Origin of the sequence: Peterkaempfera podocarpi (assembly GCF_042466665.1) — a bacterium.
GTDB classification, from domain to species: domain Bacteria; phylum Actinomycetota; class Actinomycetes; order Streptomycetales; family Streptomycetaceae; genus Peterkaempfera; species Peterkaempfera podocarpi.
Map to the genome: position 1 here is coordinate 451,106 of NZ_CP162102.1, position 15,735 is coordinate 466,840.

General features: G+C 72.9%; 14 protein-coding genes. 8 read left to right on the forward strand and 6 right to left on the reverse strand.

All coding sequences use genetic code 11. The features are described from left to right. The first annotated feature begins 505 nt into the window (after positions 1 to 505). The 3 genes from AB0761_RS02060 to AB0761_RS02070 all read left to right on the forward strand — a co-directional run bounded on the left by AB0761_RS02060 (position 506) and on the right by AB0761_RS02070 (position 3,628). Positions 506 to 1,498, forward strand: a complete 993-nt coding sequence (locus AB0761_RS02060) for an alpha/beta hydrolase (RefSeq protein WP_377267094.1) — start codon at positions 506 to 508, stop codon at positions 1,496 to 1,498. A 409-nt stretch (positions 1,499 to 1,907) separates the two neighbouring features. After that, positions 1,908 to 3,335, forward strand: a complete 1,428-nt coding sequence (locus AB0761_RS02065; RefSeq protein WP_377267095.1) for a hypothetical protein — start codon at positions 1,908 to 1,910, stop codon at positions 3,333 to 3,335. Positions 3,336 to 3,358: 23 nt separating this feature from the next. Further along, positions 3,359 to 3,628, forward strand: a complete 270-nt coding sequence (locus AB0761_RS02070) for a hypothetical protein (protein WP_377267096.1) — start codon at positions 3,359 to 3,361, stop codon at positions 3,626 to 3,628. Between the two features lie 178 nt (positions 3,629 to 3,806). On the opposite strand, the gene AB0761_RS02075 is transcribed toward AB0761_RS02070, so the two are convergent. The 6 genes from AB0761_RS02075 to AB0761_RS02100 all read right to left on the reverse strand — a co-directional run bounded on the left by AB0761_RS02075 (position 3,807) and on the right by AB0761_RS02100 (position 9,115). Beyond that, positions 3,807 to 4,013: a cold-shock protein gene (locus AB0761_RS02075; protein WP_377267097.1), complete on the reverse strand. Its 207-nt coding sequence runs from the start codon at positions 4,011 to 4,013 to the stop codon at positions 3,807 to 3,809. A 336-nt stretch (positions 4,014 to 4,349) separates the two neighbouring features. Continuing rightward, entirely contained in the window at positions 4,350 to 5,528 is a 1,179-nt protein-coding gene (locus AB0761_RS02080; RefSeq protein ID WP_377267098.1) for a permease, read from the reverse strand. 373 nt (positions 5,529 to 5,901) lie between these two features. Next, positions 5,902 to 6,120, reverse strand: a complete 219-nt coding sequence (locus AB0761_RS02085) for a hypothetical protein (RefSeq protein ID WP_377267099.1) — start codon at positions 6,118 to 6,120, stop codon at positions 5,902 to 5,904. A gap of 154 nt (positions 6,121 to 6,274) precedes the next feature. Next, positions 6,275 to 7,075 (reverse strand): class I SAM-dependent DNA methyltransferase, encoded by an 801-nt coding sequence (locus tag AB0761_RS02090; protein WP_377267100.1) that lies wholly within the window; start codon positions 7,073 to 7,075, stop codon positions 6,275 to 6,277. Between the two features lie 108 nt (positions 7,076 to 7,183). Next, entirely contained in the window at positions 7,184 to 8,119 is a 936-nt protein-coding gene (locus AB0761_RS02095; protein WP_377267101.1) for an alpha/beta hydrolase fold domain-containing protein, read from the reverse strand. Between the two features lie 12 nt (positions 8,120 to 8,131). After that, entirely contained in the window at positions 8,132 to 9,115 is a 984-nt protein-coding gene (locus AB0761_RS02100; protein WP_377267102.1) for a class I SAM-dependent methyltransferase, read from the reverse strand. A gap of 498 nt (positions 9,116 to 9,613) precedes the next feature. On the opposite strand from AB0761_RS02100, the gene AB0761_RS02105 reads away from it, so the two are divergent. The 5 genes from AB0761_RS02105 to AB0761_RS02125 all read left to right on the forward strand — a co-directional run bounded on the left by AB0761_RS02105 (position 9,614) and on the right by AB0761_RS02125 (position 15,694). Beyond that, positions 9,614 to 10,429, forward strand: a complete 816-nt coding sequence (locus tag AB0761_RS02105) for a class I SAM-dependent DNA methyltransferase (protein WP_377267103.1) — start codon at positions 9,614 to 9,616, stop codon at positions 10,427 to 10,429. Between the two features lie 25 nt (positions 10,430 to 10,454). After that, the gene (locus tag AB0761_RS02110; protein ID WP_377267104.1) at positions 10,455 to 12,137 is read left to right on the forward strand and encodes a carbamoyltransferase N-terminal domain-containing protein; all 1,683 of its coding nucleotides are present in this window, start codon (positions 10,455 to 10,457) and stop codon (positions 12,135 to 12,137) included. Positions 12,138 to 12,204: 67 nt separating this feature from the next. Further along, a complete protein-coding gene (locus tag AB0761_RS02115; protein ID WP_377267105.1) occupies positions 12,205 to 12,909 on the forward strand; it encodes a GNAT family N-acetyltransferase in 705 nt (234 codons plus the stop codon). After that, positions 12,897 to 14,219, forward strand: coding sequence for a hypothetical protein (locus AB0761_RS02120; protein WP_377267106.1), 1,323 nt, complete (start codon positions 12,897 to 12,899; stop codon positions 14,217 to 14,219). The genes AB0761_RS02115 and AB0761_RS02120 overlap by 13 nt, the downstream gene beginning before the upstream one ends. Further along, entirely contained in the window at positions 14,216 to 15,694 is a 1,479-nt protein-coding gene (locus AB0761_RS02125; RefSeq protein ID WP_377267107.1) for a pyridoxal-dependent decarboxylase, read from the forward strand. The genes AB0761_RS02120 and AB0761_RS02125 overlap by 4 nt, the downstream gene beginning before the upstream one ends. Positions 15,695 to 15,735: the final 41 nt, after the last annotated feature.

The following is a 15,735-nucleotide window of genomic DNA, read 5'->3' on the forward strand; positions in this document are numbered from 1 at the left end:
CGGCGGATTGGCGTCATCCGCACCGGTGCCGGCGTCGCCGGTCGAGCGGGGCCGGGCGCCCGGTCCGGCTTCCCGCGCCCGGCCGGTACGGAGCCGGTTCCGCGTGCGGTGTGGCAGCGATGGTAGCCGCAGGCACCCGGGAGTCCCATCCGGCGCAACGCGCGTCGCGGGGGACGCCCGCCGCGGCCTACCGTCCGCCCCGGGCACCGGGGTGGGGGCACCGGGCCGGCTCACGGCGCCCGGACGGTCCCCGGGCTGCGGGCTGCGGGCGGCGGGCGGCGGTCTGCGGGCGGTCCTGACGGCCACGCCCGGCCCCGGGCCGGGTCGGCGGACCCGGTGAGCCCCCGGGCCGGTGGTCCGTCGGGCCGGCGTGGCCCGGGCGCGGTGCGCCCACAGCCGGAGTACGGGCGGTTGCGGATCGTCCCCGGGTTGCCCAGCGTGGAGGTGCGCCCCGGCGCCATGACCGATCAGCCCTCCCCGTCGCCCATGCGAACAGGACTCCCCCATGGCCCAGCTTCCCCCGCCCCCCGACCCCGTCCTGGAACACGCTGCGCAGGAGCTGGCGGAGGCCACGTCCGGGCACCCTCGGATCTACGAGGTGCCGCCCGAGGAGGGGCGGTCCGTTCTCGCGGGACTCCAGAGCGGTGAGGGGGTGGGCCGCCCGCAGGTGGACGAGGAGTGGGTCGAGGTCGATGCCGGACGGCACGGCCGGGTCCGGACCCGCATCATCCGTCCGCAGGGCGCACGCGGCACGCTGCCGGTGGTGCTCTACATCCATGGCGCGGGCTGGGTGCTCGGCGACGAGAACACCCATGACCGCCTGGTGTGCGAGCTGGCCGCCGGTGCAGAGGCCGCACTGGTCTTCCCGGTCTACGACCGGGCTCCGGAGGCGAAGTACCCGACCCAGATCGAGCAGAACTGGGCAGTGGGCCAGTGGATCATGGAGCATGGGGCCGAGAAGGGCCTCGACTGCTCCCGGCTGGCGGTCTGCGGCGACTCGGTCGGCGGCAACATGGCCGCCGTCTTCGCGCTGATGGCCAAGGAGCGCGGCGGAGTGCGGCTCAGCTCTCAGGTGCTGCTGTACCCGGTGACCGACGCGGGCATGGACACCCCCTCGTACCGTCAGTTCGCCGACGGCTACTACCTCACCCGTGACGCCATGGCGTGGTTCTGGGACCAGTACACCGGCGACCGTGCGCAACGCCGGGAGGTCCACGCCTCGCCGCTGCGGGCCTCCCTGGAGCAGCTCGAGGGCCTGCCCACGACCCTGGTGATCACCGATGAGGCGGATGTGCTGCGCGACGAGGGAGAGGCGTACGCCGCCAAGCTCCGCCAGGCCGGGGTGAATGTCACCGCCGTACGGGTCCTGGGCATGGTGCACGACTTCCTCATGCTGGACAGTCTCCGTGACTGCCGGGCCACCAACGTCGCCCGCCATCTGGCCATCGGCACCCTCTACAGCACCCTGCACACCGCACAGCCGGTGAACACGCGCTGACACCCGGGCCCACCCGGGCCCACCCGCGGCCCACCCCCGGCCCCGCCCCCGCCACCGTGTCGGGTCCGGGGACGCCGCACGCGCCGTGGCCGACCAGCGCGGCAGCGCAGCGGCACCCGGACTGCACCGGACGGCCGCCTGACCGGCGCCCGCACGGGAATGCACCCGCTGCCGCAAGGCCCATGGCCTCCACGCGGGGCCCCGAGGGCGCCACGCCGGCCTGCCCGTCCCCCGGCGCGACACGGAGCCGGGCGCACCCGCAGGCGTCCGTCCCCCGCGGCGCTGCAGCACACGGCTGTCACGGCGCGGTGACGCCCGAACCGGCAGGCTCTCTCACGGACCGGTCCGACGACGAGACGAGCACGCCCCAGGATCCACTCATCCCGCTCAAGGGACAGGAGCAGCAGTCATGTCCCCGGAACAGACACCGCAGCACGACAAGACAGAGACCGTCCTGGTGTGGGAGGACGATCCCGGGAGGCCTCCGTCCGTACGCACTCCGCTCCGGCGGCCGGTGCCCGACCTCAGCGCCCCGCCGCTGCCGGTGGGCGTCTCGGCGGAGCGCCCGACGGCGAACGGCGAGCGGCCGGGCACTCCGGAGTTCCGCTACTGGGCCGCGGCAGAGGCGCTGTCCCGCGCCGCCGGCTTCTGGGGCCCCCTGATGCCGCCCGGCGTCACCTGGCACACCAGCGTGGGCAACACCCTGACCGCGGTCCTCGACGCCGGTGACGATCTCAACGCCTACTACGACCGCACACAACTGGCCTTCTTCCACCACACGGTGGCCGGCATCACCGTGCGCTCCTGCGAGAGCCCCGATGTGGTCTGCCATGAGACCGGCCACGCGGTCCTGGACGCGCTGCGCCCGCAGCTCTGGGACGCGGCCAGCGCGGAGGCCGCCGCGCTCCACGAGTCGTTCGGCGACATGAGCGCGATACTCTCCGCGCTCCAGGTGGAGCCGCTGCGTGAGGCGGTACTCGCCGACACCCAGGGCAGCATCGCGGTGAACTCCCGGCTCTCCCGACTGGCCGAACAGCTCGGCTGGGCGGTGCGCCGGCTGCAGCCCGACTCGGCCGACGCCGACTGCCTGCGCAACGCCACCAACCGCTTCTTCTACCAGGACCCGCTGACCCTGCCGCCGATGGCGCCCGCGACCGCGCTGGCCAGCGAGCCGCACTCGCTGTCCCGGGTGTTCACCGGGGCGTTCCTGGAGGCACTGGCCGGGGTGTTCCGGGTGCAGCAGAACCGGAACGCCGACGGTCTGTCCCTGGCCGCCGGCATCATGGGCCGGCTGCTGGTGGCCGGGTGCCTGACGGCCCCAGTGGTGCCCGGCTACTTCGCGCAGGTGGCCGCACACATGATCGCTGCCGACCAGAACGCCTTCCACGGCGAGTACGGTCCGGCTCTGCGCTCGGCCTTCGTACGCCACGGCATCGTCTCGGTTCCCGACGCCACCGCGATCACCCCCGAAGCGGTGGAGCGGTACATCGCGGGTATCGCGCCCTCGGCGCCCGACAGCGGTGAGTCGCTCACCCCGGTGACGCTCCCGGGCGACGTCTACGGGCTCACGGATCCGCTCACCGTGCGTGCTCCGGCGCAGCAGCCGCGGTTCGCGGTCGCCGGTTCCGACCCGGTGGCCGGTTCACTGCCGCTCCCTGCAGCGGACCTGGTCGCCACCTCGTTCGTGGAGGACCTGCTACGGCAGGGCCGGGTCACGGTGCCGGAGGAGAATCTGACCCCCTCCGCAGTCGTGGTCGACGGCGCGGGGACGCACACCCATGAAATCGCACGTACCGAGGCGGACGGGCTGACCCTGCTCCGCCGGGTCTTCACCTGACGCGCCGCGGTCGGCGATCCGGCATGGGAGCGGACCGGGAGCAGGGCGCGTCGGGCAGGCCGCGCAACTCGCCCGGGGAGGACCGCGGGGACGAAGCTGCGGCGCGGGCCGGGGACCGGTGCCCGGACGAGGGGTACCCGGAGGAGCGGTGCGCGGAGGAGCGGTTCATCGACGGCCTCGTCGCGCGCGGCGAGGCCGTACCCGAGGGGCAGGACCTGCCCCCGGGCGCGACCCACCGGGTGTTCCGCACTGCCGACGGCCGCCGCGCGGTGCGCCGGGTGCGCTTCCGGTGATCCCGGACGCGCACTCGGCGCCGGTCGGTCGGATCCGGTCGGACGGGCCGCGCCGGGCGTCGCCGGAAGGGGCAGGTCGTCCTCGCACGGGACGGCCCGGTCCGGGGCAGCCGCGGTACGGCCCGTCCATCGGCCGCAGGGCCGGGCCCGGAGGAGCGCGGGCCCGGAGCAGTGTGCGCTACGAGATGCGGACGACCGTCTCCGCCTGTGGCCCCTTGGGACCCTGGGTGACCTGGTACTCGACCCTTTCGCCCTCGTCCAGCGCCCTGAAACCGGAGCTCTGGATGGCGGAGAAGTGGACGAACACATCCGGTCCGCCGTCGTCCTGCTGGATGAAGCCGAAGCCCTTTTCCCCGTTGAACCACTTCACGGTGCCTGTTGGCATCAGTCGATTCCTTTCCATGCCGCCGGGACCGCCCTCGGCGGCATCCCGGAGTCCGCTGCCGGATCTCGACGCCGGACGCTCGAGGTCCGTTCACCGCGGGACGTCCGCCGGCGTGGGCGGAGGCCTCCAGGTGCACGCCCACCGACGGCCCGCGCCTGCGCGCGGGCCCCGTCAGGGGCCTCGATCAGCACATCATCCGGGCGGTGGCGCAGCGACTCGAAACGGGCGGACGGGTGGTGACTCCGCGGAGCCACCGCCTGGCCGCACGCCCGGGCCGCCACCCCGGCCGCGCACCGGACCCGCCGCGCCCAGGGGCGCTCCGCCGTCGGCCAGGTCTCACCGCGGCGGCGGCGGAGGCGCTTCACCGTGGCCGCTGTGCCCGGTGTCGGGCGAGCCGCCCATCATCCGGAGCATGGCGGGTCCGCCGGTGCGGACGAAGCGGATCAGCAGGGCCGCGGCCAGCAGGAGAAAGGCGATGTTGAGCCAGGTGGTGTAGTTCCAGCTGATGCCGCCCGTCGGGATCCTCGCCGTTTCCTGGTCGGGAATGATGCCCAGGCCGCCGAAGGTGAACTCCACAAAATATCCGGCGGCCACCATCGCGGTGTAGAAGGTGGCGGCGATGAACGCGGTCATACGCCATCCGTAGTACTTCTTGTAGATGTTCAGAATCGGCAGGATCAGCAGATCGGCGAAGATGAACGCCACCACTCCCCCGAAGCTGATGCCGCCCTTCCACAGCACCACCGCCAGCGGCACGTTCCCGATGGAGCAGACAAACGACGCCATTGCGACCAGCGGGCCGATGAGCGGACCCCACAGCTTCGCGGCGAGCGGGTGTCCTTCGAAGAAGAATGTGCGCCAGAAGGAGTCGGGGACCCATGCGGCGATCGCACCGGCGATCAGCAGGCCGATCACCAGGTCCCGCAGGATCGCGGCCCACTCCATCACAAAGACGTGCGAGACCGAGGTCCACCCCCGGCGGGAGAGCAGCCGGCGGAGGAAGGAGCCCTCACCGCGGACGGACATGTCCATCGCTGCATGCCCCTCCATCGAGCCGGCCGCCCCCTGCTCGGCCTGGGCACGGGCTTCACGCACCAGCCTGGCCCGCAGAAAGTACCGGAACAGCACCGCGAGCACCGCGATCATGGCCGGACCGCCGACGAACTCCGCCGCGGTGAACTGCCACCCCATGAGCAGCGCCAGGATCACACCGAGCTCGACGACCAGGTTGGTCGAGGCGATCTCGAAGGCCATGGCCGCGGTGAAGTCCGCGCCCTTGCGGAACAGCGAGCGGGCCAGGGCCACGGCCGCATAGGAGCACGAGGAGGAGGCCGAGCCGAGCAGCGCGGCGACCGAGAGGGTACGGGGGCGGGCGTCGCCCAGCAGCCTGACGACGGTGGACTTGCGGACGACCGCCTGGACGATCGCGGAGAGCAGGAACCCCAGGATCAGCGCCCAGGTGATCTCCCAGGTCATCGACCCGGTGATGGACAGCGCGTGCCGGACGGCGTGCATGGGGCCCCAGGGGTGTCGGTGTGCGGCCGCTCGGGCCGATCACCCACCATGTACCCCCTGAGGGTATGCCCTCACCGACTCGGCGTGTCGGGGCAGCCGTCCGGCGATCCGGCACCGCGGGGCATGCCGGCGGGCCGCCGCCGACGCACGGCCGGACCCGTTCCTCGGACGCTCGACCGGCGCCGAGAGGCCGCTGGGACGACTCCTCGGGATGGTGTCCGGCCATGCCTGACCCACCCGTCCACTCGGGTCCGAGGCGGTCCCTGGGGACCGCGCCGGACCGGACCGGAGCGGGCGTGTCCCGGCAGCCCGGCGGAGGAGCGCCGGCCTTCGACGGACCGCGATCAGGCGGCCGTGCCGGGCCGGCGCGGGTTCACAGCCTGGTCATCCTGGAGTAGGGGCTCATGATCCGCTCCTGGTGGGGGCCGAAGTCGACGAGGACGGCGATCTCGTCCTCGACACCCACGACCCTCCCGAGGCCGAACTCGTCATGAGTGACGCGGTCACCCAGGGCGAACTGCTTGGGGAGCGGAACCGCAGCGGGTTTGAAGGGGCTGGTGGGCAGATGCCTCGGTGCAATCGGCTTCTTCATCACCACCAGTATGTGCCAAGGTGGCCGTCACGTGCGCTGACATCCCGCCCGGGATTCGATCGCGGCCCCTCGCCGCACCCCCGCGGCACCCCGCTCGGGAGGTGCCCGCGCCCCGCGGTGGCGCCACCGGGGGCGGGGCTCCGTGCCACCGCGGCTACGCCCTGGTGAAGGCCCAGGTCTCGTACCGCGTGCCGTCGTGGGCCGGATGGAAGGTGTAGTTGTCGTAGACGGCCCCGTCGGTGAGTCCGCAGTCCTGGGCGGCGCTGCGGATCATCTCCGGGTCCAGCGTGTAGAGGCGGTGCTGCTCCCTGGTCCTGATGTAGGAGCCGCCCGCGTCGTCCGCGCGGCGCAGGAACTGGGTGTAGGTCGCGTCGCTGTAGCGGCCGTCGGCACTGTCGGCGAAGGCCCAGACGAAGGCGAGGTCACCGAGGTCGGCCGCCCAGACGGTACTGCCGGCGTGATCCGCCATCATGCCCGGGGAGAGGATGTCGAAGACGAAGGACCCGCCGGGCCGCAGCACGTGGGCCACCGCGCGGAAGGTCCTGGCCAGGTCCTCCCGGCTGGAGGTGTAGTTCAGTGCCGCTCCCGGGCTGACGACCGCGTCGAACTGCCGTTCTACGGGAATGGCCGGGAGCTCGGCGTGCACCAGCGGCACCTGCTCGCCCAAGCGCCTGCGGGCATGTCCCAGCATGGCCTCCGAGCGGTCCAGCCCGGCGACGTCGAAGCCGCGCAGGGCGAGCTGTTCCAGCATGAGGCCGGTGCCGCAGCAGATCTCCAGGACGCTGCGGACCTCGCCGGTCCGGCTCGACCAGAACTTCTGCAGGAAGTCGGCCCGTTCGGGGCGGGGCTTCTCGCCCCAGTTGGCGACGATCCAGTCGTCGAGGCGGTCATAGGCGTCGGCCATGGCGTCGTACAGGTCCGGAAGCTCCTCCGGCAGGCTGGGCTGGCCCTTCATGGGTCTCTCCTGGTTCTGGTAGCGGCTGGAGGCAGGTGGTGCGGCCGGGCCTCCGTACGGGGGCGGCCCGCCGCACCCGTACGCAGGCCGGCCCGGCGGGGGGCGGCACTAGGACAGCTGCCATGCCCGGCGCAGGGCGGTCGCGGCCACTGCGCGGGTGCGGGCGGCCCGGGGGGCGATCCCGTCGAGGTAGAGCGCGGAGTGGATCATGCCTTGGCAGCGGGTGACGCTGGTGGGCACGCCCGCTGCGGCGAGCCTGTCGGCATAGATCTCACCCTCGTCCCGCAGCGGGTCGTACTCCATGGTGATGACCGTGGCCGGGGGCAGTCCGGCCAGGTCGGGGGCGCGCAGCGGGGCGGCCTGCCAGGGTGCCCGGTGGAAGGAGCCGGCGGGCAGCCCGAGGTAGGTCTGCCAGCAGCGCACCATCACCGCGCGGGTGTTGCCGTAGCCGGTGGCCAGCCGGCGGTACGACCGGGTGTCCAGGCCGGTGTCCAGGGCCGGGCAGACCAGCAGCTGGTGGGCGATACGCGGCCCGGCCTCCCGCGCCAGCAGGGCGGTGACGGTGGCGAGGTTGGCGCCTGCGCTCTCGCCCGCGACAGCCAGCCGGGCGGGGTCGGCGCCGATCGCGGCGCCGTTGGCCGACGCCCAGACGACGGCGGCCCAGGCGTCCTCCACCGCGGCGGGGTAGGGGTGCTCGGGGGCGAGCCGGTAGCCGACGTTGAGCACGGCGGCCTGGGCCTGGACGGCGATCGCCCGGCAGACGGGGTCGGCGTAGTCGATGCTCCCGCTCATCCAGCCGCCGCCGTGGAAGTAGACCACGACCGGCAGCACCCGGCCGGGTCCGGGGTGGTAGAGGCGGGCCGCGAGCGGGCCGGCGCGGGTGGGGAGCGTGACGTCCTGGACCAGCGCGACGGAGGGTGCGGGGGCGCAGTAGGCGGTGAACGCCTCGATGGCGGCACGGAACTGGGGGACGGCCAGCTCCTCGACGGGTGGCTGTCCGATGTGCGTGTCCAGGAACGCCTTGACATCCGGGTCGAGCGGCATGGTCGCTCCCGCTCAACGGTGCAGCGGCAGCAGGTTGCCGTGGATGCGGCCGACGCATCGGTCCAGGCTGCGGCCGCGGCCGGCGATGACCCGGAAGCCGGTCGGCCGCAGCCGCAGTTCCAGGGCGCGCAGCTGGTCCAGGCTGTCCAGTTCGCGGACGCGGGTGCGCAGCGTCGGGGTGTCGACGAGTTCCTCGGGGTGGATGTGCCGGGTGCGGTCGGGCTCGGCTCCTGCCAGGTCGACGAAGGGGGTGCCGCCGGGTGTGTAGACCCGGTCGGCGGCGAGCCAGTCCACCGGGAGGCCGGCGAACAGGTCGGGGACGTCGGCGAAGCGCATCGGCTGGACGACGGGGTTGAGATAGGCGTCCGCGTCCAGGGCGTCCTGCTCGGCCTCGCTGAGCTCGAGCCCCGTCCAGCCGGTGGGGAAGCCGTACTCGCTGAGGGAGAGCCGGATTCCCAGACTGCGGATGGTCTCCAGTCCGTCGCCGCGGCTGCCGGTGCGGCTGAGCAACTGGACCAGCTCGCGGTCCAGCATCCGGCTGTGCTCTCCGAGTGCGTGGTACAGCCACAGATGCAGCAGCCCCTGGTCGGCCAGGTGGGTGGTGAGCCAGCGCAGTCCGGCCCGGGGGTCGGGCAGATGGTGCAGCACGCCGAAGCAGAGGATCAGGTCGAAGCGGTGGTCGAGGTCCAGGTCCGGCATCCGGCCGTGGACGAACTCCACGTTGGTCACCTGGTGGTGCTCTGCGCGGCGGCGGGCGATCTCGACGGAGCGGGCGCAGGCGTCGACTCCGGTGAAGTGGGCTTCGGGGTGGCTGCGGGCGAGCGCCACCAGGATGTTGCCGGTGCCGCAGCCGGCGTCCAGGATCTGCCAGCCCGTCAGACGGGTGTCGGCGAGGACGAAGGGCAGTTCTTCGGCGACGACGTCGATGAGCGGGGAGTCGTCCTCCGGCGAGGGGAACGGGAAGTTCTCATAGAGCTGCACCACATCCGTGGTCATTGCTACCGCCTTTCTCGAATTTTTCGCGAGCGGTCCGAGGTATTCCCGGAGCGCCCCTTGGAACCCTAGTTCGAACGATCAGCGGCGGCAAAATATCCACACCGGGGACGCAGCGCCCGGCAGAGCCGATCGGGTGAGACATCCCAGTGGTGCACATACGAACGGTTCGGGCGGGAACAAACCGGTTGTCGCGCCCATTCCGCGGGCGCCGACGGTTCGACGACGGGCCTGCACTCCCACGCCCCCCGCCCACCACGAACCCCCTCGCCGCACGCTTTCTGACGCGTGGTGGCGAGGTCTGCGCCGACGCCTTGACGGTCATTCGAGCGACCTTCGGCAAACAGGCCGAAAGCTTTCACCCACTCCGATCCGCCTGATATCCGCACGGAACCGGCGGACCGTCGAATTCGCCTGCGCACATTCCCGGAAACCCGGCCGGAAGCCCGACCGGAAGCCCGACCGAAGACCCGATCAGAACCGAGGAACCGAGGAGCAGACATGAAAGGCCAGCCGATAACCGCTGGAATCCCCGAGCCGTACGCGGCCATCTCCGACACCTACGACCGCCTGGCGGTGTGGGCCTGCGAGCACTGGGGGGAGAGCCCCCGGTACAAGATGGCCGCCTTCCTGGAGAAGGTGTGGTCGGACCACCCCGCCCCGGTGCAGAGCGTGCTGGAGGTGTGCTGCGGCACCGGGCTGATGCTGGAGCAACTGGTGCGCCGCGGCTACGCGGTGTCCGGCCTGGACCGCTCGGGGCCGATGCTCGCCCAGGCCCGGACCCGGCTGGGCGACGACGTCCCCCTGGTCCGGTCCGAACTCCCCGAGATCCCCGGGGAGCAGCAGTACGACGCCGTCATCTGCGCCGCCGCGGCGCTCAACTACATGCCGGACGAGCAGACCCTTCAGCGGACGTTCGAGGCGGTCGCCCGCACCGTGCGGCCCGGCGGCTCGTTCGTCTTCGACGTCCTCGCGCACCGGATGGTGGCCGACCGCTTCGGCACCAGCGTGTGGGCCGACGACCTGGGCGACCTGGCCTTCATCTGGAAGTTCCAGCACCACCCCGGCCGGCCCCACACCGACCTGGACTACACCCAGTTCCTGCGCGACGGGAACGGGCCGGACACCTACACGGTGGTACGCGAGACCCACCGGCTGTTCGCGCTGGACCGCGACACGGTGCGCGAACTGGCCCACCGGGCGGGCTTCACGGACATCTCGGTGTACGACAACTACTCCTTCGAGCCGGCCGACGACGCCACCGACTACGAGACCTGGACGCTCACCCGCGGCCAGGCCGCCGACCCGCTTCGGTGACGTATCGCCAGAAAGGAGTCGCACCATGCTCATCTGCGGAATGAAGCTGACCCACGACGGCGGGGTCGCCCTGGTCGACGACGGTGCGCTGCTGTGCAGCATCGAGATGGAGAAGCTGGACGGCAATCCCCGCTACCAGCCACTGGACCGCCTGGAGGTGGTCGAGGACCTGCTGCGGCAGCAGGGGGTGCGCCCCAGGGACGTGGACTCCTTCGTGGTCGACGGCTGGTTCGCAGCGCCGGGTGAGCAGACGCCCCTGCTGCGGGTCACCCATCGCGGCCGGCCGGTCACCGTCGAGGTCGCACCGTACTCCGAGGCGGACGCCCCCTCCCCCGTGGACGTGCTGCACCGCTACGCGTTCGACGGACTGCCGCTGAGCAGCGGCACGGTCCGCTACGCCAGCTACCACCACGGCACCCAGCACCTCCTGGGCTCCTACTGCACCAGCCCGTTCGCCGCCCGCGGGGAACCCGCCCTGGTGCTCGTCTGGGACGGCGGCAGCACGCCGAGGCTGTACCGGGTGGGGGCCCACCCCCTCAGCGTGCAGGCCCTGGGCCCGCTGCTGCCGGTCTACGGCAGCGCCTTCGCCGACTACTGCGCCCAGCTGGAGCCCTACCGGTCCGCCGGACGGGAGCAGGTCCGGTCCTGCGACCACGCCGTACCCCGCAATCTCGACGTGGCGGGCAAGGCGATGGCCTACGCCGCCCTGGGTCGCGACGAGCCGGACTTCTACCCGGTCCTTGACGAGCAGCTGGCGGGTCTGCCGCTCACCTTCGACACCGGTCTGGAGCTGGCGCAGTGGCTCGACGGGCACCGTGACACCGTCTGGCCGGGCGCCTCCGACGCGGATCTGATCGCCAGCTTCCAGGGGTATCTGGGCACCAGGCTGCTGACCGCCCTCCGGGAGCGGGTCCGGCAACTGCCCCCGGAGCTGCGCACCGACAATCTCTGCCTGTCGGGGGGATGCGCGCTGAACATCAAGTGGAACAGTGAGATCCGCTCCAGTGGGCTCTTCCGCGAGGTGTGGATCCCCCCGTTCCCCAACGACTCCGGAGCGGCCCTCGGCACCGCGGCCGCCGAGATGGTGCACCACGGCCAGGGCCCCCGGCTGGAGTGGGACGTCTTCAGCGGCCCCCGGCTGCGGGACAACGGGGAGGTCCCCGGCTGGCAGTCCGCGCCCTGCGACGCGGCGGCACTGGCCGCGGTCCTCCATGAACGCGGCGAGCCCGTCGTGGTGCTGGAGGGACGCGCCGAACTGGGCCCCAGGGCCCTCGGCCACCGCAGCATCATCGCCCCCGCGCACGAGGCCAAGACCAAGATCCTGCTCAATGACATCAAGGGCCGGGCCCACTACCGGCCGGTCGCCCCCATCTGCCTGGAGCACCGGGCCCCCGAGGTCTTCTCCCCCGGCTGCCCCGACCCCTACATGCTCTTCGACCATGTGGTGCGGCCGGAGTGGACGGACCGGATCCCCGCCGTCATCCACCTGGACGGCACCGCCCGCCTGCAGACCGTCAGCGAGAGCGGCAACCCCTTCCTGGCCCGGCTGCTCACCGAGTACGAGCGGCTCAGCGGCATCCCGGTGCTCTGCAACACCAGCGCCAACGAGAACGGCCGGGGCTTCTTCCCCGACGTGCACGCCGCCGCGGAATGGGGCCGTGTGGACATCCTCTGGGCCGACGGGCGGCTGTACACCCGCCGCCCCTGAGGCCCGCCGCCAGACCCCGGACACCCGCGACCCCGAGACCCGGGGTGCCGGACGAAAGGCCGCGCCCATGTCCGATCCCAGCAGCCCCCCGCCACCGGCCCTGGTGGCGACTCCCCGCATCCGCATCGCGACCCGCGACGACATCGGGACCGCCGCCGCGGTCCTCACCGACGCACTGATCGACGACCCGGTCACCCGCTGGGTGTTCCCCGACGACCGGGACCGCCCGCTGGCCCTCCCGGAGTTCTTCCGAGAGGTCGTCAGCGAGACGCTCAGCCGGGGTGAGGTCCACCTCACCGAAGAGGACGACGCCGTCGTCCTGCTCACCCCGCCGACGACCGACCTCCACCGGCGGACCGGCCACGCCCCGGGAGCGGCCGGCCCCGGGGCACACCCCGCCGGCCGCCCCGCGCAGATCGAGCGCCTGCTCCATGCCCACCATCCGCGGGAGCGCCACTACTACGTGCAGTTCCAGGCGGTCCTCCCCGGCCGCCAGGGCCAGGGCCTGTGCAGCGCACTGCTGCACCGCATCCTGGCCCGGGCCGACGCCGAGGGGGTGGGCGCCTACATCGAGTGCAGCACCCCGCGCAGTCTTGCCCTGCTGCTGCGGCACGGCTTCCGGGAGCTGCCGCCGATCCAGCTCCCGGACGGCCCCGCCCTCCACCCCGCGTGGCGTGATCCGCGCCGGGCGGCGGCACATCGCCGGCCCGCGCACGCACCGCGCAGCACGACCGGACGGCACCGGAGGGAGGCCCCGCCATGGACGCACTGAACCAGCGCGCACACCACGCCGTCCAGACCTGGCTCCGGGCAGCGCAGCGCTGCAGCCTGGGCCTGCCACCCGCCTTCCCGTTCCGCGAGGTGACGGCGGCCATCCGGCGGCACGGCAGCGCCGCCCTGCCGTCCGCCGTCAACAACGCCCTGATCGAGGCGGCGGCCCGCGCCGAGGAGCTGGCGGGCCGCCCGCCCGCCCGCAGCTGGTTCGCGGCGCGCTGGCTGTGGTCAGCGACGGCGGGAGCCCGTGGCTCCCCGAGCTATGACGCCTATGTGATGTGCGGCCTGCTGAACCAGTACTGCCAGGGCGCCGGGGACTTCCGCGCCAACGCCAGGGCCCTGGGCACCGCTCTCACCGCCGACCTGCTCGGCCATGAACTCGCCCAGCACTGCGCGGAGTTCACCCGCCCCCGCACCCGCGCCGCCGTCCACCTGGCGGCCGACCTGCGGCGGGCCGTGCGGGGGACGGCGTCCCCACCGGCCGCCGGTCCCGACCCGGGCAGCGGCGCCGGTACGGGCACGGACGCGGACACCGCCGACGGCATCGACCCGGCGAAGGAACCGGGTCTGGAGCCGGCCGACGCCCTGCGGCTGTGCGAGCGGCTGGTGTCGGTGGTGCAGCGCTCCCAGTCCCCGCAGCTGCGCACCGTTCTCGCGTACACCCCCCTCGTCGTCACCACCGAGCACGACGAGTACCTGTTCATCCGCTCGATCCAGATCATGGAGCTGCTGTCCAGCCTGGCGGCCTCCCACGCTCAGGAGGCGCTGGAGTGCGCCGACCGGGACGCGGTGCCCGAGCTGCTCGTCCATCTGGAGGGCCTGCGCTCGACGCTGGACCACTCGGCCCGGCTGTTCCACATCGTCGCCACCGTCGACCCGGTGCAGTTCGCCGGCATCCGGGACGCCACCTATGGCACCGGGGCGCTTCAGTCGCCGGCCTTCGCCGCGCTGGAGCGGCTGTGCCGGGGCGCGGAGGCACTGCGGCCCGAGACGTCCGCGGCGGTGCCCGCCGACCGTCAGCCCTGTCCGGCCACCTCGCTGAGCTCCGCCCTGGAGGAGCTGCTGGGACGGGTGGACGAGGAGACGGCCGCCCGGCTCGCCGGGACCGCGGCCGCGGTGGACCAGCAGTGGCTGCGCTGGAAACGGGCCCACCACGGGGTGGCCAGACGGATCATCGGCGACGTCCCCGGTACCGGTGGGACGCTCGGCATCACCTATCTGGCCGAGTACATGCACACCCCGCTCCTCACCCGCCATGCCGAACCGGCCGGGTCCGCCCCGCGGGCCGAGCCAGGAGGGCCGTCATGACCCACATGACTCCGCAGGAGTTCCGACACCTGGGCCGCCAGGCCGTGGACTGGATCGCCGACTACTGGGAGACCCTGGACTCGCTGCCCGTGGCGCCGCAGATCGCCCCCGGCCGCATCCGGGGCCGGCTGCCCGACCATCCGCCGACGGAGGGCCAGCCCTTCGAAGCGCTCCTCGGCGACCTGTCGGATGTCATCGTCCCGGGCCTGCTGCACTGGCAGCATCCACGCTTCCTCGGCTACTTCCCCGCCAACGCCTCCGGTCCCGCGGTGCTGGCCGAGCTGCTCAGCGCCGGCCTGGGTGTGCAGGGCATGTCCTGGGTGACCAGCCCCGCCTGCACCGAGCTCGAACAGCACACCCTGGACTGGCTGGTGGAGCTGCTGGGCCTGCCCGACCACTTCCGCTCCACCGGCCCCGGCGGCGGCGTCATCCAGGACACCGCCTCCAGCGCCCTGCTGGTGGCGCTGGTCGCCGCACTGCACCGGGCGGGCAAGGGCAGTGTGCGCCGTGAGGGCGTCGGCGGCACCCAGTACGCCCTCTACATCAGCCCGGAGACGCACTCCGCGGCCACCAAGGCAGCGATCGTCGCCGGGCTGGGCGAGCAGGCCGTCCGCCATGTCGCCACCCGGCCGGGCACCCAGGAGCTCGACGTCGCCGAGCTGCGCGCCCTGATCACCCGCGACCTGGACGCCGGCATCACCCCGCTGATGGCCGTGGCCACCGTGGGCACCACCTCCACCGGCGCCGTGGACCCGGTCGCCGACATCGGCCGGATCTGCCGGGAGCACGGCCTGTGGCTCCATGTGGACGCCGCCTATGCGGGGGTCGCGGCGGTCTGCCCGGAGCTGCGGTGGCTCAACGACGGCGTGGCGCAGTACGCGGACTCCTACTGCACCAACCCGCACAAGTGGCTGCTGACCAACTTCGACTGCGACACCTTCTGGGTGGCCGACCGCAGCTGGCTCACCGGTGCCCTCACCCTGCTGCCGGAGTACCTGCGCAACGCGCCCAGCGAGTCCGGGGAGGTCACCGACTACCGCAACTGGCAGATCCCGCTGGGCCGCCGGTTCCGGGCGCTGAAACTGTGGGCCGTGATCCGCTGGTACGGCGCGGAGGGCCTGCGGGCCCACATCCGGCAGGGCATCGCTCTCGCCGACCGGCTCGCGGGCTGGATCGGTGCCGACGAGCGCTTCGAGCTGCGGGCCCCGCACCCGCTGTCGCTGGTCTGCTTCCGGCTGCGCACGCCACCGGACGCCGACCGCAACGAGGCCAACCTCCGGCTGCTGAAGGCGGTGAACGCCACCGGCAGCACCTTCCTGACCCACAGCACGATCGGGGACGACGTGGTGCTGCGGATGGCCGCCGGCGGGGTCCTCACCGAGGAGCGGCATCTGCGTGAGGCCTGGCAGTGCATCCTCCAGGAGACCGAGGCCATGCAGGGGGCCCAGGCCGACGCCCGCCCTCGGCTGCCCTGAGCTCCGCCGCCCTCCGGCACCGGCCGCTGCCGGCACCGGCC